Annotated in this window: 22 protein-coding genes; 11 read left to right on the top strand and 11 right to left on the bottom strand. The window is 68.7% G+C overall.

The genetic code is table 11. The features are described from left to right. Positions 1-16: 16 nt before the first annotated feature. From C454_RS15410 to C454_RS15390, 5 genes are all read right to left on the bottom strand, one after another. The gene (locus tag C454_RS15410) at positions 17-1,120 is read right to left on the bottom strand and encodes an ABC transporter permease (RefSeq protein WP_004977118.1); all 1,104 of its coding nucleotides are present in this window, start codon (positions 1,118-1,120) and stop codon (positions 17-19) included. Then, entirely contained in the window at positions 1,117-2,385 is a 1,269-nt protein-coding gene (locus C454_RS15405; protein WP_004977116.1) for an ABC transporter permease, read from the bottom strand. Before C454_RS15405 ends, C454_RS15410 begins: the two co-directional genes overlap by 4 nt. Further along, positions 2,382-3,941 (bottom strand): ABC transporter ATP-binding protein, encoded by a 1,560-nt coding sequence (locus tag C454_RS15400; RefSeq protein WP_004977115.1) that lies wholly within the window; start codon positions 3,939-3,941, stop codon positions 2,382-2,384. Before C454_RS15400 ends, C454_RS15405 begins: the two co-directional genes overlap by 4 nt. Positions 3,942-4,165: 224 nt before the next feature. Further along, positions 4,166-5,296: a BMP family lipoprotein gene (locus tag C454_RS15395; RefSeq protein WP_004977114.1), complete on the bottom strand. Its 1,131-nt coding sequence runs from the start codon at positions 5,294-5,296 to the stop codon at positions 4,166-4,168. A 185-nt stretch (positions 5,297-5,481) separates the two neighbouring features. Then, the gene (locus C454_RS15390; RefSeq protein WP_004977113.1) at positions 5,482-6,843 is read right to left on the bottom strand and encodes a phosphopentomutase/phosphoglucosamine mutase; all 1,362 of its coding nucleotides are present in this window, start codon (positions 6,841-6,843) and stop codon (positions 5,482-5,484) included. Between the two features lie 186 nt (positions 6,844-7,029). Here C454_RS15390 and C454_RS15385 point away from each other — a divergent pair, with 186 nt between their 5' ends. Further along, complete coding sequence (locus C454_RS15385) at positions 7,030-7,314, top strand: acylphosphatase (RefSeq protein WP_004977112.1); 285 nt, start codon at positions 7,030-7,032, stop codon at positions 7,312-7,314. 76 nt (positions 7,315-7,390) lie between these two features. After that, entirely contained in the window at positions 7,391-7,630 is a 240-nt protein-coding gene (locus C454_RS15380) for a hypothetical protein (RefSeq protein ID WP_004977111.1), read from the top strand. A 71-nt stretch (positions 7,631-7,701) separates the two neighbouring features. Here the strand turns inward: C454_RS15380 and C454_RS15375 are convergent, their stop codons facing one another. From C454_RS15375 to C454_RS15355, 5 genes are all read right to left on the bottom strand, one after another. After that, the gene (locus C454_RS15375) at positions 7,702-10,212 is read right to left on the bottom strand and encodes an efflux RND transporter permease subunit (protein ID WP_004977110.1); all 2,511 of its coding nucleotides are present in this window, start codon (positions 10,210-10,212) and stop codon (positions 7,702-7,704) included. Positions 10,213-10,215: 3 nt separating this feature from the next. Further along, positions 10,216-11,862: a COG1361 S-layer family protein gene (locus C454_RS15370; RefSeq protein WP_233510291.1), complete on the bottom strand. Its 1,647-nt coding sequence runs from the start codon at positions 11,860-11,862 to the stop codon at positions 10,216-10,218. Positions 11,863-11,973: 111 nt separating this feature from the next. Further along, the gene (locus C454_RS15365) at positions 11,974-12,417 is read right to left on the bottom strand and encodes a hypothetical protein (protein WP_004977107.1); all 444 of its coding nucleotides are present in this window, start codon (positions 12,415-12,417) and stop codon (positions 11,974-11,976) included. 358 nt (positions 12,418-12,775) lie between these two features. Next, complete coding sequence (locus C454_RS15360; RefSeq protein ID WP_049905215.1) at positions 12,776-13,570, bottom strand: DUF429 domain-containing protein; 795 nt, start codon at positions 13,568-13,570, stop codon at positions 12,776-12,778. Positions 13,571-13,608: 38 nt separating this feature from the next. Next, positions 13,609-14,286, bottom strand: coding sequence for a winged helix-turn-helix domain-containing protein (locus tag C454_RS15355; protein WP_004977105.1), 678 nt, complete (start codon positions 14,284-14,286; stop codon positions 13,609-13,611). 370 nt (positions 14,287-14,656) lie between these two features. Between C454_RS15355 and C454_RS15350 the strand changes: the two genes are divergently transcribed. From C454_RS15350 to C454_RS15340, 3 genes are all read left to right on the top strand, one after another. Next, positions 14,657-15,088, top strand: a complete 432-nt coding sequence (locus C454_RS15350) for a DoxX family protein (RefSeq protein WP_004977104.1) — start codon at positions 14,657-14,659, stop codon at positions 15,086-15,088. A 179-nt stretch (positions 15,089-15,267) separates the two neighbouring features. Continuing rightward, positions 15,268-15,849 carry a flavin reductase family protein gene (locus C454_RS15345; RefSeq protein ID WP_004977103.1) on the top strand — a complete coding sequence of 194 codons (582 nt, stop codon included), beginning with the start codon at positions 15,268-15,270 and terminating at the stop codon, positions 15,847-15,849. A gap of 94 nt (positions 15,850-15,943) precedes the next feature. Then, positions 15,944-16,597 (top strand): hypothetical protein, encoded by a 654-nt coding sequence (locus tag C454_RS15340; RefSeq protein WP_004977102.1) that lies wholly within the window; start codon positions 15,944-15,946, stop codon positions 16,595-16,597. 44 nt (positions 16,598-16,641) lie between these two features. Here C454_RS15340 and C454_RS15335 read toward each other — a convergent pair whose 3' ends face one another. After that, positions 16,642-17,106, bottom strand: a complete 465-nt coding sequence (locus C454_RS15335; protein ID WP_004977101.1) for an SRPBCC family protein — start codon at positions 17,104-17,106, stop codon at positions 16,642-16,644. A gap of 624 nt (positions 17,107-17,730) precedes the next feature. Here C454_RS15335 and mvaD point away from each other — a divergent pair. From mvaD to C454_RS15305, 6 genes are all read left to right on the top strand, one after another. Further along, positions 17,731-18,705, top strand: coding sequence for a phosphomevalonate decarboxylase MvaD (gene mvaD, locus C454_RS15330; protein WP_004977100.1), 975 nt, complete (start codon positions 17,731-17,733; stop codon positions 18,703-18,705). Between the two features lie 69 nt (positions 18,706-18,774). Then, positions 18,775-19,908: an NAD(P)/FAD-dependent oxidoreductase gene (locus C454_RS15325; protein ID WP_049905214.1), complete on the top strand. Its 1,134-nt coding sequence runs from the start codon at positions 18,775-18,777 to the stop codon at positions 19,906-19,908. Between the two features lie 164 nt (positions 19,909-20,072). After that, positions 20,073-21,812, top strand: a complete 1,740-nt coding sequence (locus tag C454_RS15320) for a histidine kinase N-terminal 7TM domain-containing protein (protein WP_004977098.1) — start codon at positions 20,073-20,075, stop codon at positions 21,810-21,812. 103 nt (positions 21,813-21,915) lie between these two features. Further along, positions 21,916-23,070: an acyl-CoA dehydrogenase family protein gene (locus tag C454_RS15315; RefSeq protein ID WP_004977097.1), complete on the top strand. Its 1,155-nt coding sequence runs from the start codon at positions 21,916-21,918 to the stop codon at positions 23,068-23,070. 120 nt (positions 23,071-23,190) lie between these two features. Continuing rightward, positions 23,191-23,889 carry an HAD family hydrolase gene (locus tag C454_RS15310; RefSeq protein ID WP_004977096.1) on the top strand — a complete coding sequence of 233 codons (699 nt, stop codon included), beginning with the start codon at positions 23,191-23,193 and terminating at the stop codon, positions 23,887-23,889. Between the two features lie 71 nt (positions 23,890-23,960). Then, positions 23,961-24,941: a phosphotransferase family protein gene (locus C454_RS15305; RefSeq protein ID WP_004977095.1), complete on the top strand. Its 981-nt coding sequence runs from the start codon at positions 23,961-23,963 to the stop codon at positions 24,939-24,941. The last annotated feature ends 93 nt before the right edge of the window (positions 24,942-25,034 follow it).

Raw genomic sequence — 25,034 nt, 5'->3', positions numbered from 1 at the left:
GAGGATTCCGGGTCGCTCAGCGGTTGTCGTCACCGGTGTCGTAGTGCTCGCCTGCCGCCTCCGGGATGCGGGTGCGGCCGACGAGCGCGAGGACGACGAGGACGGTCACGTACGGAATCGTCTGGATGAGCGAGTCGGGGATGGCGTAGCCGGGTACCTGCTGGAGGCGAATCTGGGCGGCCTCCAGCCCCGCGAAGAGGAACGACGCGCCGAACGCGCCGATGGGGTTGTAGTTCCCGAAGAGGTACGCCACGATGGCGATGAAGCCCTTCCCGTTGACCATCGTCTGGTTGTTACCGACGAACTGACCGAGGCCGAGCGACAGCGCGGAGCCGCCGATGCCGGCGAGGAAGCCCGAGAGGAGGACGCCCGCGTAGCGGACGCGGCTCACGTCGACGCCGACGGTGTCGAGCGCCTTCGGGTTCTCGCCGGACGCGCGGACGTGGCGGCCGAACGCCGTGCGGTTCAGGACGTACCACGACGCCGGGACCGCGACGAGCATCATGTACACCGCGGGGTCGGCGTCGAAGAACGCGCCGAAAAACGGGATGTCCGAGAGGACGGGAATCGTCCACGTCCCGAGGGTCGTCCCGAGGTTGTCGGTGTTGACGCCGCCGTAGTAGACGGTCGCCGCGAACGGCGCGAGACCGAGCGCGATGAGCCAGACGGCGAGGCCGGCGATAATCTGGTCGGCCTTGAATCGGATGCAGACCACGGCGAACAGCGCCGAGAACAGCACCGACGAGAGGATGCCGGCGAAGAAGCCGATCCAGATGGCCGGGAGACCGAGGACGGTCATCTCGGGGCCGACGACGGCCGTCGTGATGACCGCGGTGAACGCCGAGATGATGAGCAGCCCTTCCAGCCCGATGTTCACCACGCCGGCCTTCTCGGAGAAGATACCGCCGAGCGCGGCGAAGGTGATGGGTACCGAGAGCCGGAGCGCCGACGAGAGCGTGCTCCGACTCGTGAGGATGGCGAGGAAGTTGCCCCAGATGCTGCCCGGGAACGCGAGACCGAGGAGCGCGATGAGCAGGAAGACGCTCAGCGCCCCGCCGGCGAGGGTCGCTCTGTAAGACAGTTCCGTGTCGCGGAGTCGGTCGATAGTGGTCGTACTCATTCGTCGTCACCTCCGAGGGAGCCGCCGTCCGTGGCGACGGTCTCGCGGTCCGGTTCGAGGTCGATCGCGGAACCGAGCATGCGGAAGAACTCGGGCATCGCGACGAACAGGATGATGAGGCCGCGGAGGACGCCGACGAGCTGTTTCGGGACGCCGGTCCCGAACTGAACCGCGAGCGAGCCGGATTTGAGCGTCCCGAACAGGAGCGCCGCCGGGACGACCCCGAACGGGTTGTTCCCCGCGAGGATGGAGACGGTGATGCCGTCGAATCCGAGCGCGGGGACGCCGGCCTGCCACTTGCCCATGACCATGAGCACCCAGATGGCGCCGCCCATGCCGCCGAGCGCGCCGGAGAGGAACATGCTCGTGACGGTCGTGCGCTTGGCGTCGACGCCGCCGTACTCGGCGGCTTCCGGCTGTTCGCCGCTCGTCCGGAGGTCGTACCCGAACGAGGTCTGTTCGAGCAGGAACCAGACGGCGACGACGAGCGCGAGACCGAACGCGAGCGCGAGAATCGAGAAGTCGCCGCCCTGCGGGAACGCCACCGGGAGGAGCGTCGCCCAGTCGGGAAGCGGCGTCGTCTCGACGACCTGCGAGTCGGGGTTGCCGTAGAACTCGCTGACGAGGACGAACGCGATCTGCGCCGCGATGAAGTTCAGCATGATGGTCGTGATGACCTCGTTGGCGTCGGCGTACGCCTTGAGCGCGCCCGGAATCGCGCCGTAGAGACCGCCGACGAGCGCGCCGACGATGACGGCGAGCGGAATCAGGATGAGGCCGCCGACGAGACCCGACGGGAGCAGCGGCGCGACGAAGAAGGAAAACAGCGCCGTCGCGAGGCCGCCGAGGACGAGTTGTCCCTGCGTCCCGATGTTGAACAGGCCCGCGCGGAAGGAGACGGCGACCGAGAGGCCGGTGAAGATGAGGAGCGTCGTCTCCTTGAGCGTGAGCGCCAGTCCGAAGCTCAGCGGGTTCCAGTCGGGGTTGAGCGGTTTGAGAATCCCCGGTCTGTTCACGAGGAACGGCTCGCCGAGCGCCCCGTTGAACAACACGAGGTACACCTCGACGGGGTCGTAACAGAAGCCGGTCCCGAACAGCGTCGTCGCCGCGGTCTGGCACGTCGTGATGCGGCCCGAGACGAGGATGATGACCGCGCCGACGAGCACGGCCATGACGAGCGCGGCGAAGCTGATGAGGATGCGCTCGGTCGCGGAGGCGGCCGTCAGCCGTCGGAGGACGGCCTTCGCGTTCTCGGTCGCGCTCATTTGGCGTCACCCACCGGCGGTTCCGCGTCGGTCGCGTCGGCGTCGGGGCGTTCGCCGGCCATGAGCAGGCCGATCTCTTCTTCGGTGGTGTTGCGTGGGTCTACGATGTCCATGAGTTCGCCGTCGTGCATGACGCCGAGGCGGTCCGAGAGGCCCTGTACCTCGTCGAGCTTCGAGGAGACGAGGAGCACCGCTTTGCCCTCGGCTCGGAGGTCCAAGAGCCGCTCGTGGATGAACTCCATCGCGCCGATGTCCACGCCGCGGGTCGGGTGGGTGGCGACGACGAGGTCCGGTTCGCGTTCGAACTCGCGGCCGACGATGAACTTCTGTTGGTTGCCGCCGGAGAAGGACTCGGCGTCGGCGTCGGCGTGGGGCGGTCGAACGTCGTATTCGTCGATGATTCGCTCGGCGTGGTCGCGCGCGTCGGACCAGTTTATCCGGCCGTCGGCGGCGAACGTCGGGCTGTGCTGGCTGCCGAGGATGCCGTTTTGGACGAGGTCGAAGTCCATCACGAGCCCGCGCTCGTGGCGGTCCTCGGGGATGTACGCCATCCCGTCGGCGATGCGGGAGCGGCGAGAGGCGCCGGTGATGTCCCGGCCCTTGTAGGAAATCGCCCCCCCGGTCGGCGTCCGCAGGCCGGTGATGGCCTCGACCAACTGCGACTGGCCGTTGCCGTCGACGCCGGCGATGCCGAACACCTCGCCCTCGCGGATGTCGAACGACACGTCGGAGACGGCGGGGATACCGCGGTTGTCCTCGGCCGAGAGGTGCTGCACCGCGAGCACCTCGTCGCCCGGTTCTTGCGGTTCAGCCTTCGGTTCGAGGAGAACTTCGCGGCCGACCATCAGCTCGGCGAGCTCCTCGTTGGAGGTCTCGTCAGCCTTGACGGTGCCGACGTTCTTCCCGTCTCGGAGGACGGTGATGTCGTCGGCGGCGTGCATCGCCTCCCCGAGCTTGTGGCTGATGAAGATAATCGTCTTGCCTTGGGCGGTCAGCTCCTCGAAGACGCGGAACAGCTCTTCGACCTCCTGCGGGGTGAGGACCGCGGTGGGCTCGTCCAGAATGAGGATGTCGGCCCCGCGGTAGAGTGCTTTCAGAATCTCGACGCGCTGTTGAACGCCGACGCTCACGTCTTCGATGGCGTCGTCGGGGTTCACGTCGAATCCGTATCGGTTCGAGAGGTCGATGACCTCCTGGCGCGCACGCTCCCGGTCGACGGTCGTGCCGAACCACTTGCGCGGTTCGTTGCCGAGGACGATGTTCTCGGCGACCGTCATGGGGTCGACCAGCATGAAGTGCTGGTGAATCATGCCGATTCCGGCGTCGATGGCGTCCGCGGGCGAATCGAAGTCCCGCGGTTCCCCGTCCACGTGGACGGTCCCCTCAGTGGGTTCGTAGAGCCCGTAGAGGATGTTCATCAACGTCGTCTTGCCGGCCCCGTTTTCTCCCAGAAGTGCGTGCACCGTGCCGCGCTCGACGGTCAGGTCCACGTCGTCGTTCGCCACGACGCCGGGGAACCGTTTTGTGATTTCGTCGAGATGAACAGCGGTGCTCATCTTGACCCTTTTTTCGGGGGGGTTCGCTTAAACTCGTGGGATTCGAGTCGGCGCGGGAGTGGTCCACACGGAGCGTCGCGGCGGTTCTCGGGGAGTTCGAACCGTTCAACCCGCGAGCATGTTCGGCCGACCGCGGTGTGAAAGCGGCAACATTGACCCCAAGGTTCGGGAATGCCGTCGCTCGGCGGGCGGCGTCGAAAGAAATGTGAGTGTCGAGTGCGGCGTTACTCGGTCGTCGTCGGAATCTCGATGTCGCCGGCGATGATAGCCTCGCGGGACTCCGAGAGCGAATCCTTCACGTCCTGCGGGATTTCGGAACCGAGTTCCGCGCCGTAGACGGCGGCGACGCCGTCCTCTTCGAGGCCGAGCGTCGTGGTGGAACCGCCGTTGAACTCGTCGTTGACGACGTTCTCGACGGAGGTGTACACCGCCGACTCGACGCGCTTGACCATCGAGGCGAGAATGACGTCGGCGTAGTTCGGTTCGGTCTGCGACTGGTCGGAGTCGACGCCGATGGCGAACTTGCCCTGTTCTTTGGCCGCCTGGAAGACGCCGAGGCCGCTGCCGCCGGCCGCGTGGTAGACGACGTCAGCGCCGTTGTCGTACATCGAGGTGGCAATCTCCTTGCCCTTCGCGGAGTCGGAGAACGACCCGACGTAGGCCACGTCGACGGAAATTTCCTCGTCCGCGTGCGCCACGCCGGCCTCGTAGCCGGCCTGGAACTTGCGGATGAGCTCGGTCTCGGTGCCGCCGACGAAGCCGACGCTCTTCGAGTCGGCCGTCGTCGAGCCGGAGCCGGCCGAGAACTCCTGGGTCGTGATGAGGCCGGCGAGGTAGCCGACCTGGAACGAGCCCTGCTCCTCGCGGAACAGGTAGCTCGCCACGTTGTCCTCGTCGACCACGTCGTCGACGATCATGAACTTCTGGTCCGAGAAACTCGGTGCGGTTTCGGAGAGCGCGGACTTCTGCGCGTAGCCGATACACGACACGAGGTCGTAGTCCGGGTTCGACGACTGCGCGAACCGGCGCTGGAACTGCGGGAACTCCTCCGCCGCCGAGGGCTGGGCCTCGTCGTAGGCGATGCCGAGTTCCGATTCCGCCTGTTCGATGCCGCGCTTCGCGGCGTCGTTGAACGACTTGTCACCGAGACCGCCGAGCGCGTAGACCATGCCGACGTTGGCCGCCGGACCGGACTCCTCGGTCGTCTGCTCGGCCGTGGTGGTCTCCTCGCCGCCGGACGACTCGGTCGTCGTCGCCGTCGTGTCGTCGCTCCCCTCGGACGGTCCGCCCGTACAACCTGCGAGGCCAGCGATACCCGCGACCCCTGCCGCTTTGACAAAAGAACGTCTGTCCATATGTATGAACTCCTATTGAGACAGGGGCCGCGAAAATTGCATAAAGGTGTCGTTTCGCGGTTTCATCGGCGTCACATCACCACGTTTGCAAATCGTAGAGAACGGGAGCGAGGTTCACGTCCGCCGGCGTCGAGTTCGCACCTGGCCGGCCGCTTGCGCCGGCGAAAAACCTCTTCGAAGCCCGTTCAGGCGTCCTCGATTTCGGCCTCGACGACGGCCGTCACCTCGTCGACGAGGTGGTCCACGTCGTCGGCCTCAGCGTACACGCGGATGTAGGGTTCCGTGCCGGACGGGCGGACCAGCGTCCACGACGCGTCGGCGAACTCCAGTCGGACGCCGTACTCGGTGTCGACCGACTCGGGGGCCATCGCGTCGGGAAGCGAGGTTTCGAGCGCCGCCATCGCCGCCCGCTTCTTCTCGTCGGGACACGGGACGCTCACCTTGCGGTACGGGCGCTCCGTGACCGGTTCGCGCAGGCCGGCCATGCCGGATTCGGCGGCGAGGCGGGCGACGAGCGCCGCCGACGCGACGCCGTCTATCCAGCCGCCGAGCGACGGGTGGATGTGCTTCCACGGCTCGGCCGCGAACACCACGTCGCCGCCGCCGGCGCGGGCGCTGGCGATGCCCTCGTGGAGCGCGCCGAGGCGGACGCGTTCGACGCGACCCCCGGCCTCGCGGACCCGCTCGTCGATGCGGCCCGAGGCGTTGGGCGTCGTGACGACGACGGGGTCGTCGGCGTCGGAGACGCGGACGTAGTGCTCGGCGACGATGGCGATGACGGTGTCCTCGTGGACGACCTCGCCGTCCCCGTCGATGATGACGATGCGGTCGGCGTCGCCGTCGTGGCCGATGCCAAAGTCGAAGTCGCCGTCGGCGACGAACGCGATGAGGTCCGCGAGCGTCTCGGGCGTCGGCTTCGACTCGCGCCCGGGGAAGTGGCCGTCTATCTGCCCGTTGAGCGTGACGACGCGCGCGCCGAGGTCGCGGAGGACCTGCGGCGTGCCGAGCGCGGACATCCCGTTGCCGCAGTCGACGGCGACGTTGAGACCGTCGAGGGCCGCCCCGTGCCGGCCGGCGAACTCGACGATAGCGCTTCGGTAGGCGTCGAGGACGCCGCTCGTCCCCGTCGCGCCCCAGTCGTCCCAGTCGGCCGGGGACGCGCCCGCCTCGACCCGCGTCTCGATGTCGCGTTCGAGGTCGCGGTCGTACTCCTGCCCGTCGACGAACATCTTGATGCCGTTGTCCGTCGGGGGGTTGTGCGAGGCGGTGAGCATGACGCCGCGTCGACCCCGCGAGGCGAACGCGAGCGCCGGCGTCGGGACGACGCCCACGCGGGTCACGTCCGCGCCGGCGGAGAGCAGACCGGCCTCGACGGCGGCGGCGAGGCCCTGCCCGGTCGTCCGTCCGTCGCGGCCGACGACGAACTCGGCGGGCGCGTCCGATTCGAGCGCGGCGAGGCCGGCGGCGCGGCCGACGCTGAGGGCGAGTTCCGGCGTGACTCGCTCCGTCGCGCTCCCGCGGATACCGGCGGTGCCGAAGAGTTCCATAGTCCAGCGTTGGGTGGGTCGTACTTAGATGCTGACGGTTCGCCGGATGCGTGCGGGTCGGGGGCACGGGGCGGCCGGCGCGGTCGCGGCGACGGGCGGGGAGACGGCGACGCCGGCGTCGGACGGACCGCCGAACCGACCGCCCGAGGCAGCACGCCTTTGACGACGGATGACGAATCGGGAGCCATGAGCGAACACGGTCGAACCCGCGCGCACGTCTACGTCTCGGGACACGTACAAGGCGTCTACTACCGGGCGACGACCCGCGACACCGCCCGCGACCGCGGCGTCGACGGCTGGGTGAAGAACCTCTCGGACGGCCGCGTCGAGGCCGTCTTCGAGGGGCCCCGCGACGACGTGGAGGCGATGGTCGAGTGGTGCCACGAGGGGAGTCCGATGGCGTCCGTCGAGGACGTGGACGTCACCTACGAGGAGCCGGACGGCGAGACCGGCTTCCGCGTCGAGCGCTGACGAGAACCCGACAACCGCCCGATAACATCAACGAGACGGCCAAATCGTTCAAGCGGGGTTCGGGGGACCTGTCCCCATGCGCTTCCGGAACGACACGCGGGGCATCGGCGTCGCAAAACTGTTTTTCACGCTCGTCACGAGCGTCGGACTCGGCCTCTCGATGGGCACCTCGTTTCTCATCGTCCGCGGGCCGTTCCTCGGCGGGCCGTCGCTCGACCCGTTTCCGATGATGGCCGCGCTCGCGGTGTTCATCGTCGGCATCGTCGTCCTCTCGTGGGGGTCGACGCGGCTGTTCGGCGTCGGAACCGGCGCGTGAGTGGGTCGAATACCAGCCGGCGCGTAAGCGGGAGCGCGAATACGAGCGGGGCGTGAGCGGGGACGCGGGTCTCAGTCGGCGGTCGCCGCCGCGCCGGACTCGCGCTCGACGCCGCCCAGGGGAACGAGCGGGTCGTTGCCGCTGAACCGGTCCCAGAGGACCAGCGCCGAGGGTAACACGAGCATCGACGCGAGGAACGAGTAGACGATGCTCGCGGCGGTGAGCAGGCCGAACTGGCCGAGGACCGAGAGCACCGCGAGGACGAGCACGCCGAGGCCGAAGACGGTCGTGAGCATGCTGCCCGCGAGCGCGCCGCCGGTGCCGCGGACCGTCCGGTCGAGCGCGGTTTCGAGGTCGTGGTCGGCGCGCTCGTCGACGAAGCGGTGGACGACGTGGACCGAGTAGTCCACGCCGAGTCCGATGGTCAGCGCGAGCACCGTCGCGGTGAAGGCGTTGAAGGAGATGCCGGCGAGTCGCATCGTCCCGGCGACGAACGTGACCGCGACGAGGATTGGCACGAGGTTGGCGAGCGCGAGCGACGGGCGGCGTTCGAGCCACCAGTAGACGAACACGAGGAACGCGCCGGTGCCGGCCATCGAGATGGCGAGGCTCTGCACCGCGGAGTCGAGGATGAGGTCCGAGATGGCCGAAAAGACGACGACCGCGCCGGTGGCGGTGCTCGGACCGCGGAAGCGCGCGGCGACCTCGCGGGCGTCGGCGACGACCGCGTCGTCGTCCGCGTCGGCCCGGACGCGGTAGTCGACCCGCGAACTCCGGTAGTCGTCGGCGAGGTACTCGCCGGCGCGGGCGGCCGAGTCGGTGGCGAACAGCGCGTCGTACACCTCGGCGAGGTTCCGGTCGGGGACGCCGTCGCCGTCGCGGTCGTGTCGCGCGACGACCGCGGCGAACTCGGGGTTCTCCCGGGCCTCGGCTTCGATGACGGTGAGGACGCTCGTCGAGTCGGCCCGGCGGTCCTCGACGATGAAGGTGTCCGGCGGGTCCTGTGCGACCCGGTCGAGCGTTTCGAGGTAGGCGTCGTCCGTGGGCCGACCTTCCAGATACACCGTCACGACCCCGCTCTGGGAGGACGAAAAGCGCTCTTCGAGGAACTCGATGTCGGCGACGACGCTGTAGTCGCCCGGCGCGAAGGGCTCTGGGAGGGATTTCAGGTACGCCGGGGCCTCCGCGGGCGGCAGGAAGTCCTCCTGTCCGAACTCGGTGTCGACGCCCGTGGCGTACCACATCGCCGACCCCGAGAGGACGAGCGCGACGACGAGCACGACGGCGGGGGCGCGGAGGGCGGGCGCGACGCCGACCCGGAGAACTGTCCCGAGGGAACTCCCCTCGCGGCCGAGCGGCGACTGGCTGAACGTCGGAATCGGGTAGCGCTCCCGGAGCCTGTCGACCTCGACTTTCGTCGCCGGGAGGAACACGCCGAACACGAGGAAGGTGAAGACGATGCCGATGGCCGCGACGACGCCGAAGTCCCGAATCGGCGTGAGGTTGCTCACGAGGTTCGACAGGAAGCCGATGACGGTGGTCGCGGTGACGATGAAGAACGCCACGAGGAGCTGGTCCGTCGCCTTTCGCATCGCATCGCCGACGGGAAGCCCCTCGGCGCGGTCCTCGCGGTAGCGGTTGACCGCGTGGATGCCGAAGTCGATGCCGACCGCGAGGAGCAGCGGCGGCACGGCGATCATAATCTGGTTGAACGGGATGCCCGCGAGTCCGAGGAAGCCGAACGTCCAGACGATGGCCATCCCGAGCGCGGCGGTCCCCAACAGCAGGTCCACGAGGTCGCGGTAGGCGACGACGAGAAAGAGGAGGATGAAGACGACGGCCGCGGGCACGACGAGGACGAGCGAGTCGGCGATGACGGTCCCGAACTCGTCGGCGATGACGCCCGAGCCGAAGACGGAGATGTCGCCGCCGACGGTGGCGACGACGCGCCCGGCGGTCCGCTGAATCGGGGTGAGCGGGCTGTCGCCGCCCTGTCCCGCGCCGGCCTCGTCGGCCAGCGGAATCGAGTGGGTGACGACCGCAATCGTCGCCGAGGCGCTCGCCGCGGTCGGGTTGAAGTCGTCGGCGAGGAGACCGGTGAAACGCTCGTTGTCGGCGTTCTCGCGGACCGCGGCGGCGACCTCGCTGTCGGTCGCGCGTTCGAGCGCCGCAATCTGCTCGTCGAGGCCGTCGGCGTCGGCGTCGAGCGTCTCCGCGACGACCGAGGCGGCGCTGGCGGTACCGACGACGCGGAGGTCGTCGCGGTCCGAGAGGCGCTTTTGCGCTTCGAGCATCCGCAGGAGTTCGCGCCTCGTCAGGACGTTCGGCGCGCGCTGGATGAGCTGCGTGCTACCGGTCCCCGCCTCGAAGCGCGGCGAGAACTCCTCGGTGACGCGCGAAAACGCCTCTTCTTCCGGCACCTCCTCGGCGAACTGCTCGGTCCCCGCCTCGGTCGAGACGGCGCTCAGTCCCGCCCCGAACACCAGCGTGAGGACGAGGAAGACGAGGATGACGCGCCGCGAGCGGTTGACGATGCGGTGGTCGACCCAGTCGACGAACCGCTGGAACTCCAGTCGGGCCACGGCTCAGCGCCGCCCCCGCCGGCGGACGACGAGGACGCCCGCGCCGCCGACCGCCGCGAGGAGGACGACCGCGCCGACGAGCGGGGCCGAGAGGCCGAACGGGAGACCGCCACTGTCTTCGGGTGCCTCGACGCGGACGGGCACGCGGTAGGCGTCCGAGATGGTCGTCTCGCCCGCGCCGTCGTCGTAGCGGAAGTCGAGTTCGGCCGGGTAGTCCTTCTCCAGCGCGCCGCGGGCGGCCGACACGTCGAACACGAGCGTCGCCGACTCGCCGGGTGCGAGTTCGTCCACGAACGCCTCGGAGTCGGCAGACGACAGGGGGTCTTCGAGGTATATCTTCGCGGAGATGTCGGTGAGCGTCTCGTCGCGGTCGTTGACGACCGTCACGCGGAGTTGTCCGTTCCGGCCCGGCGCGACGGTGCCCTCGTCGACGGTCACGCCGAACTCGGGGGTCGCGGCCGCGACGGCGACCCGGAGGTCGATGTCGTCGCCGGTGCGCCGGTCACCCCCGGCGTCGCGGTAGGCGACCGTCGCGGTGAACTGCCGGGGGCCGGCGTCCGCGTCGTCCGAGATTCCCACGTCGAACGAGAACGGGACGCGCTCGCCGGGTTCGAGGTCGCCGAGGGCGAACTCGGTCTCGGTCGCCGTCGCGCTCCCCTCGGGGAGGGAAAGCGTCACGACCGCGTTGCGCGCGAGGGTCGTCCCGTCGTTGACGACGACGCCCTCGATTCGACCCTCGTCGCCGACGCGGAGCGTGCTCGTCACGTCCGCGACGGAGAACGACTGCTTGGGCGAGGGGACGAACCCGGCGGCGAGGTCGGGGTACTGTCGGCGCGCGCCGTCGGGGTCCTCGTAGGCGACGGCGACGCCGAGGACGTAGCCGCGGACGGACGCCTCGGAATCGAGCGCGGTGTCGTAGACGAAGGTCCGATTCTCGCCGGCGGGCCAGTCGGCGGCGAAACTGCTCGCGGTCTGCGCGCCGTCGAAGCTCACGTCGGCAGACTGGGCGGTCACCGCGACGACGGCGTTCCGCGCGTCGAGTTCGCCCGTGTTCTGCAGGGTCAACGCGACCGCGCCGCTCCCGCCGACGGGGACCGACGAGTCCGCGCCGACGACGGCGAACCGCACGCGCTCTTCGATTCTGACGGGCACGTCGAGGCGGTAGACGCGGCGGTGGGCGTTGTCGAACTCGTAGAACACGTCGAGGCGGAGGTTGTACTCGCCGGCCGCGACGTTCTCGGGGGCCTCGACCCGGAAGGCGACCTCGCGGGTGTCGCTGTCGTTCATCGTGCCGACGAACAGGTCGCCGGTCCTGACGGTGAACGGCGTGCTCCGCGGGTCAAGCCTGACGCGGACGTTCTCCGCGGTTTTCGCCACGTCTTCGGTGTCGACCGGGTCGTTGGCGAAGACCACTCGCACCGTCGTCTCGACGCCGGGTTCGACCACCGGGTCGACCACGTACGCGCGGAAGACGGGGACGTTGTTCGGTTCGGCCTGCTGGCCGGCGACGGGTGTCGGGAGCGCGGCGAGGACGAGCAGTACGGCGACCAAGATAGCGGTGTAACTCTTCATCGTGAGGTCCCGGCGGGCGGCACCGACGGCGTCCGGGTCCGCGGACATCGGCGCGGGGGCGGCGACGGACCGACCCAACTGGTCTCTGATACGTCCCCTGCGGAGAAATACGGTGTTCGGCCTACGCGAGACAGTCAGCCCGGTGAGAACGACCGAGTCGACGGTTCCGTGGGACTCACCGAACGCGACTCACGCGGGCCTGTCGACGCCGAGTTCGGCCAGCGCGCGGACCACGACGTGGGCCTCCACGAGGTCGCGCGCTTCGACCATCGGGTCGTCGGCGTCGTCGATGACGGCGCGGGCCTCGGCGAGCATGCGGTCTTCCTGTGCTGTCTGGTCTGGTTCCTCGCGGGTGCTGTTCAGGAGCGCCTCGAAGTCCTCGCGGATACTGAAGTCCGCGCGGGCGACGTTGCACCGAGAGAGAGGGTGCATGCCGAGGTCCAAGACCAACTCGGTGACGAGTTCCCAGTCGCTCTCGCAGAACTGGAGCGTCACGTCGCCGACGATGTCGCGCCACGCGATGGGGGCGGCGTTCTCCATGAGCGTCACCGCTCGCGGGGGGACCGCGATGCGGGCGACCGTCTTCGGGTCGTCGCAGAGACAGCAGGGCTGGTCCGTCCTGCCGGTGTACATACGCGGGGTTAGGATGGGTTGTAGATGTAGCTTCGGGCCGGGGACACAGGACCGAAACCGGGCGATAACAGGGCGGTAGACCGACCGTGGCGGGCGCTCAGAGCGTTGAAACGGTCGGGTTCGAGTCCGGGGCGGGGACGTCGAACCCGCGTAGAGGCAGCGGGAGGCGCGACCGACTGCGTGCTGGCACTGAATCACGCATTGGGCTGGGCTGAGTATTCCGTGGTGGCGACAGTGGCCGCGCCATCTATCCGATTGAACACCGTGCATAAATATCTTCTCCCCAAAGAATACCCAACACTATTGTTGACTATATACTCGTGTGTTTCAAGATTTTACGGATAGATGCTAGTGATTGTCAAATTTCTGTATTCGCCCCGAGAGCCCCCGTCGGGACGCGAATCGCCATCTCCAGTCCGGCGGCGTCCCGCGGCGGGTCGCTCGGGAGCGTCGCGAGCGGTCGCCGGGACGCGGCCGCGAGCGCGAGCGCGTCGAGCACGTCGTCGCGAGCCACGTCGCGTCGGAGCGTCCGGGCCAGCGTCTCGCGGTAGGCGCGCTCGGCGTCGAACTTCGGCGCGTCCGTCGCGCCGGCATTCGAACCGTCGTCGCCGACTCCGGCTCCGGCGAACGCCGTCCTGAGCGCGTCGAGACGACGGTCGCGCCCCTCGGGCGTCGACTTCGGTTCCGAGAGCGGTTCGCCGGCGAAGGCGGCAAAGGCGAGTTCGGGATGGGATTCGAACACGCGCTGTCGGGCGCGCTGTGTCTCCCGAAGAACGGCGTCTACCTCGCGGATTTTGGGCACGAGGTGCCACGCCTGAATCGAGAGCCCCGCCCCGGTTCGCTCGCGGTTCGCCGCGCTTGCCGCCTCGTGGGAGTCGGCGTCGAGGACGGCCCGGACGGGCGCGAAGAAGACGGTGGCGGCCCGAGCGCCGAGCAGGTCGCGGGCCTCGCGGTCGCACGCGCGGCGGTCGGACTCGGGAAGACCGATAGGGATGTCCACGAGCACCCGCTCGGCGTCACGCTCGCGGGCGAGGTCCCAGACGGCGGCGAAGTCAGAGACGATCCGCACGGAGAGGCCGTCCGCGGCGGCGACGGCGCACACCCAGCCCGACCGACAGCCGTCGACACCGACGACGGAGCATCGCTGTGGCACGGCTCGCAGTACGGGGCTGGGAGACAAAAGCGTCGGAGTTAGGAGTCGAGGGCCGTAGCCGTCATCTGCCGGCAGGAATCGCGGAGTTCGTTGAGCGTCACGTCGACGGTCGCGTCGAGCGAGACGAGCAGTTTCACGCCGTCCTCGAGGGGCACCCTGACGATGAGCGCGTCGTCAATGGCGAACGCGACGAGTTCCGGCCCTCCGATTGGCAGGTCTTCGAGGGGTTGGTCGATGGCCTCCTCGTTCGTGAGCGTCGCGACGAGCGTCTTGACGGTGTCTTCGTCGTAGCGTTCGATGAGCGACTGCTCGAAGAAGCGAATCCGCGTCTGAATCGGCTCACACCACGCGATTGCTCGGAGCGCGCCCCCGTACGCTTTCTGTAAATCCGAGGATAGTTCGGGCGCGGGGAACCCGCCGTCGTCGACGACGGTGATGTCCGCCTCCCGGTCGAGTGCGACCCGTTCGTAGGCGAGTTCGCCGAGGTCCGTCAGTCCGTAGAGTCGCCCTTTCTGTTGTGACTCCGGTACCAACAGTTCGACGATGCCCCGCTCCCGCAGTTCGGAGAGCGCCCGAGACACGTGCGGCTGTGCGAGGTCGGTCTCCGCGGCGATTCGAGATGGAAGTCCCGAACCGTGCTCTGAGAGGTACCGACACACGTCCAGTCGGTACCGAGAACTCGCAATGTACCCCGCGGAATCCCACGTCTCGGTCATAAATGAGACTCTCCGCTGGTTGTTTTCATCATGGTTGACACGTCCCGTACTGATATGCACTGCCAAGCGGGGTATATCTTTCGAGGGTCAAACAATACTACCATATACGTACCATATATTGGTTAAGAACGAAACGTTCTCTCACTTACTCGTCCAGAGTGTGCCGATTCTACCACCGAACGTCCGGACTCTTCGTGGACGTTACCGACTTGGAGTGACGCCGGCGTAACCGGATACCTGCACGGTTACCCGGTGACATGTATGCCAGCAAACACATATATCGGTTCCGTCTCGTACCAGGTAACGTAATGATAGTACCACACCCGACGACGGACCGTCACAGAACCACCGCCGCGACGGAGGTACCGAGATGAGCGTCGCGCTCCAGTTCGCCGCTCCCGGCGCGGACATCGCGTTCCTCCTCGCGCGCGTCCTCTTCGGCGCGGTGCTCGCGTTCATGGGACTCAACCACTTCCTGAACCTCGACCACATGACCGGCTACGCCGAGATGAAGGGCCTGCCGGCGGCTCGCCTCGGCGTCGTCGTCTCCGGCGGGATGCTCGTGTTCGGCGGTCTCGGTATCGCCCTCGGCGTCCTGCCCGCGCTCGCCGCCGGTGCCGTCGCCGTCTTCCTCGTCGTCGGGACACCGGTGTTCCACGACTTCTGGGCGGTTCCCGAGGACCAACAGGAGTCCGAGATGACGAGCTTCCTGAAGAACGTCGTCATGCTCGGCGGCGCGCTCGTCTTCCTCGCGCTCAGCGGGACGACGTGGTCCTACGCCGTCGGCCTGACGCTGTTCTAACCGCGCCGAGGCGACTCCCACGCGACGACGACGAGCCTCCCGACCCGCCGCGGCCCCACAGATTCATCGGCGTCCGAACCCACCACACACCCATTCATGACCGACGCAATACCGGACTCGACACCCGCACGTCTCCCGCCGCATAGCCGACCCCGTCCGCCCGCGGAGGCGGGTCGCTGATGGACGGCGCGCCCGACGAGTTCGGCTCGCCGTACCGCCTGCTCTCGGGGGCGGTGGTCCCCCGCCCCATCGCGTGGGTGAGCACCCGCGGCGACGACGCCGACAACCTCGCGCCGTACAGTTTTTCCACCGTCGCCAGCGTCGACCCGCCGGTCGTCGTCTTCGCGCCGGTCGGCCGCGGCCCGTCGCTGAAGGACACGCCGCGAAACGCCATCTCCCGCGGCGAGTTCGTCGTCAACGTCGTCACCCGAGACCTCGTCGAGGCGATGAACGAGACCGCCGCGACGGTCCCGCCCGGCGTCGACGAGTTCGAACACGCCGGCATCGAGAAGGCCGAGTCCGTCCGGGTCGACGCTCCCCGCGTCGCCGACGCCAAAGTCGCCTTCGAGTGCACCCTCTACGACAGCGTGGAGGTCGGCTCCTCGACGCTCGTCCTCGGCGAAGTCGTCCACGCGCACGTCGCCGACGAAGTGTTGACCGACGGCAAACTCGACACGAGGAAACTCGACGCGGTCGGCCGGCTCGCGGGCAACGAGTACGCGACGACCGACGACCGGTTCGAACTCGTCCGCCCCGACTGACGTCCCGACGAGGCTGTGCCGACGACCCGCCGGTTATCATAAATTGATAATGAGGCGCGAAGGTTTATCGCGGGATGCGAAGTCTGTCCGAACAATGAGCGACGTGTCGTTGTCGAGTGTGCTCTCGTTTCTCGATACCGACGACGCGGCGACCGTCGTCGAGCGGGTCCGCTCGGCCCGCGGGGAGCGGACGAAACGGACCGCCCGCGACGAGCGGACGTTCCTCTTTGCGGCTCCCGAAGGCGAGTCACAGCCGACCGAGGTCGTCTGGATAGACGTCGAGGCCGCGTTCGACGCCCGGAGCGTCGAGGCGTTCGCGGAGCGCTGCGACGGCCGCGGTATCGACGGGACGCTCCTGACGACCGGCGACGAAGCGCGGGCCGAAGAGACGCTCGCGCTCGCGTTCGCGGACGATGAACAGCTCGACGAGCCCGACGACAACGGCGACCGGGCGCTCCTCGTCGACCCCGACGAGGTCGAAGCCCCCATCGAACTCGTGACGCTTCCCGACCTCGTCGGAGCGCTCGAGGACGCCGACCTCGACGAGGCTATCATCGACGAGTATCACGAGCCGCACGAACCGGAGTTCGAGGACATCGTCGACGAGATCGACGCCGAGGAAGCCCGCGCCGCGGCCGAGGCGGACGCCGCCGGGGACGCCGGCTCCGGTCGCGCGCTCGCACTCCTCGTCGCGGCCGTGGTCATCGCGGCGGTCGCGGCTGCGTTCGTGCTGTTCGGCCCGTTCTGAGCCGTCGCTTGGAGATACGTCCTCGGCTCGCTGACTCACCTCACTCACTCACTTCGGCCCCGGCTCGCCTCGTCTGTGAGCCGCCGCTTCGCGAGCCGCTCGATTCTGCGCAGCGCGAGCGCACAGACCGCGGCGTACGGCCCCGCGAGAACCGGCACTTCGAACGCCACCTCGCAGCGGTCGGCCCCGACCGACTCCACGCGGTGTCCCGTCGCCGGAATCCCGGCCACGCGCCACGTCCACCGACGGGACTCGTCGTCGCACGTCTCGATGCTGAACGGGACCCAGACGCCGGCGACGCGGACCTCGCCGCGACTCCCCGCCTCGATGCGTCCGTCGACGCCGCGGACGGCCGACACGCTCGGCCCCCAGTCGGGCCAGTCGGCGACCGACACCAACACGTCCCACGCCGCGTCCGCGGGAGCCGAAATCCGTCGGGAGACGGCCAGTCGCCGCCCCTCCGGCGTGCGCTCCGCCCGCGTTCGGGTCCGGCTCGACTCGCCCCTCATATCTCCTAGTATGCTAATAAGTCGTAATATAACATCGCCGAAATCTTTATCCACGAACCGTGGTAGCAACTACCAAGGCAACACATGAGCAACACAAGTGACCGCCCGAAGACGATGCGAGACGTCAGCCACACACCGCCCACAGGCGAGAGCGTCATGAACGTCTGGGAGCGAGGACACGAATCCGAGTCCACAGAATAGCCGGGCAGAACCAATCGCACGACGACGAACAGCAACGAACCACCCGCACCGAACTCGAACGACCAGCCAACCAATCGAATCGTAACGAACCACCCGCATCGTAACGAACCGCCCGCATCGTAACGAACCGCCCGCATCGAACTCGACTAACCAGCCAACCAATCGAACCGAACCCAGCGAATCAATCACGAGACAGCCAACACGATACGACTACCCAAGTAACCGAACGAGCGACCCACCGTATCGAACTCGACCGCCTCCCGCTGGAGAGGGAGAACGTGCGTCCTTCCTGCGCACCGTTGCGACCGACCCGCGCCGGCCGTCCCGCCGGCGCGCACTCGATTTCCGACCGACTGTACCCGTTACCCGCCGGTGTCGACACCTATCGGGACGTTTAACCCCGAGTCCGACGGGCGTTCGAACATGAAGGCCACCGCCAAGGCCCACCCGATTCAGGGCCTCGTGAAGTATCACGGGATGCGAGACACGGAGCGACGGATGCCGTACCACGACAGCATCAGCGTCTGCACGGCCCCGAGCCACACGAAGACGACCGTCGAATTCCTCCCCGACGCCGACGAAGACGTCTACGTCATCGGCGGCGAGGAAGTCGAGGGCCGGGGCGCGGAGCGCATCCGCGCCGTCGTCGACCGGGTCCGCGAGCTGGCCGACTTCGACCACCGCGTCCGCCTCGAAAGCGAGAACTCCTTCCCCTCGAACATCGGGTTCGGTTCGTCGGCGTCCGGGTTCGCCGCGGCCGCGATGGCGCTCGCCGAGGCGGCCGACCTCGACATGACGCATCCCGAAGTCTCGACCATCGCCCGCCGCGGGTCGGCGTCCGCCGCCCGCGCCGTCACGGGCGCGGTCTCGCACCTCTACTCGGGGATGAACGACACCGACTGCCGCTCCGAGCGCATCGAGACCGACCTCGAAGACGACCTGCGCATCGTCGCCGCGCACGTCCCCGCCTACAAGGAGACCGAGCAGGCCCACGCCGAGGCCGCCGACAGCCACATGTTCCAGGCCCGGATGGCCCACATCCACGCCCAGATAGACGACATGCGCGACGCGCTGTACGACGCCGACTTCGACGCCGCCTTCGAACTCGCCGAGCACGACTCGCTGTCGCTCGCGGCGACGACGATGACCGGGCCCGCCGGCTGGGTCTACTGGCAGCCGCGCACCATCGCCGTCTTCAACGCCGTCCGCAGGCTCCGGAACGAAGAGGACGTGCCGGTCTACTTCTCGACCGACACCGGCGCGAGCGTCTACGTCAACACCACCGAGGAACACGTCGACCGCGTCGAGGAAGCCGTCGCCGACTGCGGCGTCGAAACCGACGTGTGGGGCGTCGGCGGCCCCGCCGAAGTGCTCGACGAGTCCGAAGCGCTGTTCTGAGCGTCCGACCGACCGCCGCGTACCGCGACCGCCGTCACCCTCTTTTTGCTCGCGCCCGACGAGACAGCCATGCGTGTCCTGGTTCTCGGTGCCGGGTACGCGGGCCTCACGCTCGCCCGCGACCTCGAACGCCGACTCCCCGTCGACGCCGACCTGACCGTGGTGAACGACTCCCCGCACCACCTCGTCCAACACGAAGTCCACCGCGCGATTCGACGGCCGGCGGTCGCCGACGCGATTCAGGTCCCCCTCGACGAGGCGCTCGACCGCGCCGAGGTCGTCGTCGACCGCGTGACGGGCGTCGACCGCGACGCGCGGACCGTCGAACTCGCCGAGGGCGACGCGCTCGACTACGACTACTGCGCGGTCTGTCTGGGCGCGGAGACCGCCTACTACGGCATCCCCGGCCTCGAAGCCCACTCGGTCCCGCTGAAGCGCGTCGCCGACGCCGAAACCATCCGCAAGCGGTTCTTCGACGACTGCGACGAGGGCGGGACCGTCGTCGTCGGCGGCGCGGGGCTGTCGGGCGTGCAGGTCGCGGGCGAACTCGCCGCGCTCCGCGACGAGGAGGGCGCGCACGCCGACGTCGTCCTCGTGGAGCAACTGGACGCCGTCGCGCCGTCGTTCGCCGAGCCGTTCCAGCGGGCGGTCCGCGACGAACTCCTCGACAGGGGCGTCGAGATTCGGACCGAGACGACCGTCGAGTCGGTGACGGACGCGACCGTCGCGACCGACACCGGCGACCTCGACTACGACCTGCTGGTCTGGACCGGCGGCATCGCCGGCGACGACGCGATGGGCGGCGAGCGACCCCCCGTCAGGGCCGACCTCCGGCTCGACCGGCGGACGTTCGTCGTCGGCGACGCGGCCCGCGCGGTCGACGCCGACGGCGAGCCGGTCCCCGCGAGCGCCTCCGCGGCCCTCCGCGAGGCGAAAACCGTCGCCGGCAACGTCGCGGCGCAGGTCGAATTCGAACTCGACGGCGACGGGAACGACTTCGCGCCGCGGCCCGACCCCTACCGGTTCGAAGTGCCCGGCTGGATCGTCTCGGTCGGCGACGGCGCGGTCGCGCAGGTCGGCCCGAGCATCTTCCGCGGGAAGGCCGCGAAGGCGATGAAAGCCACCGTCGGAGCCGGTCATCTCACCTCGGTCGGCGCGATTTCGCGAGCGGTCGACCTCGTCGACGAGGAACTGCACGCCTGACGCCGCCCCCGGTGGAAGCGCTCCCGCAGTCCGGCGGTTCCCCTGAGAAGTTCTTTATCCGATGGCGGAGTATCGCCGTCCATAGTCAACGATGCCGGGCACCATCTCCGAGACGACGCCTCCGAGGGCACCGCTCGAACCGTGACTGACGAGCGAGGTGTTCGATGAACTGGCAGCACACCGCCTACGCCTACCCGATGGTCTTCGCGGCGGTGGTCGCCGGCGTCCTCTCCGCCTACGCCGTCCAGTTCGTCCGCCGCCGCGGGCGGAACCCGACCGTCGTCTCGTTCGCCGTGCTGACGGCCGCCGTCGCCTTCTGGACCGCGACGACGGCGGTCAAGCTGTTCCTCGTCGACCCCGGCGCGAAACTGCTGGCGTACAAGCTCCTCCACGTCGGGGCGATGACGGCCGCGCCGACGTTCTTCGTCTTCGCCCTCGCGTACACCGACCGCCGGGAGCTGCTCGACCGCCACGTGGTGGCGTCGCTGTACGTCGTCCCCGCGGTGTTCCTCGCCGTCCTCTTTGTCAACCCGCTGGAACTGGGTTACACCGGCTGGGAGCTGTCGACCGTCGACGGCGTGGCCGTACTCTCCGTCGCCGACGGCCCGGTGAGCGTGTTCGGCCTCGTCTACGGGTTCGTCCTGCTGTTTCTCGGACTCGGCATCATCGGTCAGTACGCGCTCGAACTCGACCGCCCCTACCGGACGCAGGCAACGCTCCTCATCGTCGGGATGCTCGTTCCGTCGGTCGTCGCCGCGCTCGAACTCACCCACACCCCGCCGCTCGCCGGGGGCGTCAACCTCATCCCCGCCTCGCTCGCGGTCCCCTCGGTGACGTTCGGCATCGCCGTCTACCGCTACAAGCTCCTCGACATCCTCCCGCTCGCCTACGCGACCGCCGGCGCGCACTCGGCTGACGGCCTCGTCGTCCTCGACGCCGACGGGGTCGTCGTCCACGTCAACGACCACGTCCGGCCGCTGTTGGGAACCGGCGACCCCCTCCTCGGTCGTCCGGCGAGCGAGGCCCTCCCGAACTACGGCGACCTCGACGACGACCTCGACGGCGAGCACTCGTCGTGCGACGTGCTCGTCGAGGGCGAGCGCTACGTCGAACTGACGCGCATCCCGCTCGACCGCGCCGGCGACCCCCTCGGGTGGGTGGTCTCGGTCCGGGACGTGACGCCCCGGAAGCACTACGAACTCGCCCTGGAGTCGAGAAACGACGAACTGGAGGTGCTGAACCGAATCGTCCGCCACGACATCCGAAACGACATGCAGCTCGTGACGGCGTACATCGACATCGTCCTCGAACACGAGCCGCTGTCCGACGAGGCGCGGTCGCAGTTGGAGACCGCGCTCCGGCGGGCGCTCAACACCGTCGACCTCACCGACGTGCTCGGACAGCTGATGCGCGCGACGAACGACGACGAGCGCCGTCGTCACCTCGACGTCGGCGCCACGCTCCGGGAGGCCGTCGAAGACGTTCGCGAGGGGCACCCGAACGCGACGTTCGCGGTCGCCGACCTCCCGTCCGCGACGGTGTCCGCCAACGACCTGCTCGACTCCGTGTTCGTGAACGTCCTGAAGAACGCGGTCGTCCACAGCGACCGCGACGAGCCGTCGGTCGCCGTCTCGGCGGCGGCGGACGACGGGCGCGTCACCGTCCGCATCGCCGACGACGGCCCCGGAATCTCCGACGAACAAAAGTCGGTCGTCTTCGGGAAGGGCGCGAAAGGGTTAGAGAGCCCCGGCACCGGAACGGGACTGTACCTCGTCGAGACAATCGTCACCAACTTCGGCGGCACCGTGCATATCGAGGACAACGAACCCCGGGGGAGCGTATTCGTCATCGAACTCCCGCTCGCGGCCGTCGAGGCCGCGGACCGACCCGACTCGGTCGACTGACTGAGCCCCCCGGGCGCGGCCGACGCCACGTCCGTCGAATCAACTCGCCGCACGTTTCCCGCTGTGTGACAACTGTTATCGGCCATGTATGTGATTATCAATCATGGACTATTCGCTCTCTGACGAACAGCGGGCCATCCGCGAGGAGGTCCGGCGGTTCGCCGAAAACGAGGTCGCACCGGTCGCGGGCGAGTACGACGAGGCGGAGACGTATCCCGCGGAGGTCGTCCGCAAGGCGTCGGAGATGGGACTAACGGGGGCGCACTTCCCCGTCGAGTACGGCGGCGTCGGCTACTCCTCGCTGGAGAACGCCCTCGTCACAGAGGAACTGTTCGCGGTCGACCCCGGTATCGGGCTCTGCATCACGAGCGCCGGGTTCGGCGCGGAGGCCATCATCAGCTTCGGCACCGACGACCAGAAAGAGCGCTTCCTGCCGCCGATTACGGAGGGCGAGTCCGTCATGGGCGCGGCCATCAGCGAACCGCAGGCGGGCTCAGACGTGACCTCGGTTCGCACCCGCGCCGAGAAGGACGGCGACGAGTGGGTGATAAACGGCACCAAGATGTGGATAACGAACGGGAGCGTCGGCGACTACTTCGTCGTCATGTGCCAGACCGACCCCGACGCGGACGACCGCTACGCGGGCTTCTCGCAGTTCATCGTCGAGGCCGACCGCGACGGCTTCTCCGCCGACAAGATAACGGGGAAGATGGGTATCCGCGCCAGCGACACGGCCGAACTCGTCTTCGACGACGTGCGCGTGCCCGAGGAGAACCTCGTCGGCACCGAGGGGATGGGCTTCCTCCAGCTCATGCAGTTTTTCGACGAGACGCGGACCGCGGTGGCCGCGCAGGCGGTCGGCATCGCGAAGGGGGCCTGCGAGCGGGCGCTCGACTACGCCAAAGAGCGCGAGCAGTTCGGCCGCCCCATCGGCGACTTTCAGGCGATTCAACACAAGCTCGCGGAGATGCACACCGCGACCGAGGCCGCCCGGCAGTTGACCTACAAGTCGGCGTGGAGCGTCGACAACGACGAGGGCCAACTGACCGCGCTCGCGTCGATGGCCAAGGAGTTCGCCTCGAACGTCGCCACCGACGTGGCCGACGAGGCCGTCCAGATTCACGGCGGGGCCGGCTTCGTCAACGACCACGACGTCGAACGGCTCTACCGCGACGCGAAAATCACGCAGATTTACGAGGGGACCACGGAGATTCAGAAGAACATCATCGCCCGCGAGCTGCTCGGTAAGGGCTTCTGAGGCCCGCTGGCGGCAAGCTATCGACCCGTCGTCTCCCTCCGCCGACCGCCCCGACTCGTCGTCGCCGCGGACGGCGTCGCTCGTGGACGAAGTTTTATCGCCGCCGCGCCAAGGGAGCGTGTGGCACCGTTCGACGCGATTCTCTTCGACCTCGACAACACGCTCTGTACGAACGACCAGAGTGGCGAGACCATCTACGCCGGCGCGTTCGACGCCGCCGGCATCGACCGCTTCGGCGAGCCGTCGGACCTCTGGACCGCGCTCGACGGCCCGCCGGACCACGACGACCACGAGGCCTACCTCGCCGACGGCTTCGAGCGCGTCGCCGCGAAGCACGACCGCGAGGGAGTCGACGTTCGGGCGCTCGCCCGCGGGTTCGTCCAGACGGTCGACTACTCGGCCGTCTCGTTCCGACCGGGTGCCGAGGGGGCGCTCGCCGCCGCCCGGGACCACGCGCGGGTCGGTCTCGTCACCAACGGCCCCGAGCGGCGGCAGTCCGTCAAGCTCGACGCGCTCGGCATCGCCGACGCGTTCGACGCGGTCGTCTTCGCGGGCGACATGCCGCGGCGAAAGCCTCACCCCGACCCGTTCGACCGGGCGCTCGACGCCCTCGACGCCGAGGCGGACGCGAGCCTCCACGTCGGCGACTCGCTGGAGTTCGACGTAGACGGTGCCCACCGCGCCGGCCTCGACGCCGCGTGGTGTCCAGTCGAGGCGGAGGTCGCTGACGCGGCCGGTCCCGACGCCGAGTCGTACGCCCCGGCGTACGTCCTCCGGTCGCTCTCCGAGTTCTCGGCGATTCTCGACGGCGGACCGTGACGACCTCCTACGGTCGGCCGCGCGGGAGCCGTCCGCTGCACCTTTGTTCGCGTCGCCCCTAGAGTGGCTCCATGGACCCCGTCGCAACCGTGCTCGCCCGCGAGTTCCCCGAGCGACGCGTCGCGACGACCGCCCGCGTCCCGAACGGGAACCACAAGCGGACCGCGGTCGCGACGTTCGCCGACGGCGGCGAGGTCGTCGTCCAGACGGCGGCCGACGCCGCGGCGCTGGCCCTCGAAGCCGCCCTCTCCCGGGCGGTCCGCGAGCGCACGACGATTCCGGTCCCCCGCGTCCTCGCGTCGGGCGCGGTCGACGGGTTCGGGTACGTCGTCGCAGCGCGCGCCGCCGGCGACGAACTCCACGAGCGGTTCGTCTCGCTCGATTCGGCGACCCAACGCCGCGTGGCACGGTCGTTCGGCGTCGGCCTCGGCCAGCTTCACGAAGCGTTCTCTTTCGGAGGGTACGGTCGGCTCAGACGGTCGGCTTCCGGGAGACTGCGGGCCGACGGTGGCGATGCTTCCGACTCGCCGACCGACCGCGGATTCGACGCCGTGAGCGCCGCCGACGCCGACTGGGAGGCGTGGTTCTCCGCCTACGTCCGGGAAGGAATCGCGGCGCTCCCGCCGGCGTTCGACGGGGTTCGAAGCCGGCTGGAGGAGGTCGCCGCGGCCGTGTCACTCCCCGCGAACCCGCCGTCGAACCTCTATCCGTGGGATTTCAGACCCGGGAACGCGCTCGTCGCCGACGGCCGCGTGACCGCCGTCCTCGACTGGGGCCAGCCGATGGCCGCCGCGCCGGGGCTCGCCGTCGCCAAGGTCGAACACCTCGTCGCCGACTGGTACGTCGAAGACGGCGCGCCGCTCCGCCGGGCGTTCCGCGCGGGCTACGAGTCGGTCCGGCCGCTTCCGTCGGTACCACGCGCCTATCGGGTCGCCGCCGTCGTCCGCTCGGCGGTCGATTCGACGGGGGAGGTGACTCGCCCCGGTTACCCCGAGCGAACCGGGACGGCGGCGGTCGACTTCCACCTGACCCGGCTCGACGCGCTGTTGTAACCCCGCTCGGAGTCGGTGCCGTCGGCTCCATTCGAAGGCGTGCCGCGCCCCGCGGCGACACGAACTACTAACTGTCTCTTATACACATCTCTG

It is taken from the genome of Haloferax gibbonsii ATCC 33959, assembly GCF_000336775.1.
Classification (GTDB): domain Archaea; phylum Halobacteriota; class Halobacteria; order Halobacteriales; family Haloferacaceae; genus Haloferax; species Haloferax gibbonsii.
The sequence above is the reverse complement of the archived record's forward strand: the minus strand, read 5'-3'. Positions and strand labels throughout refer to the sequence as shown.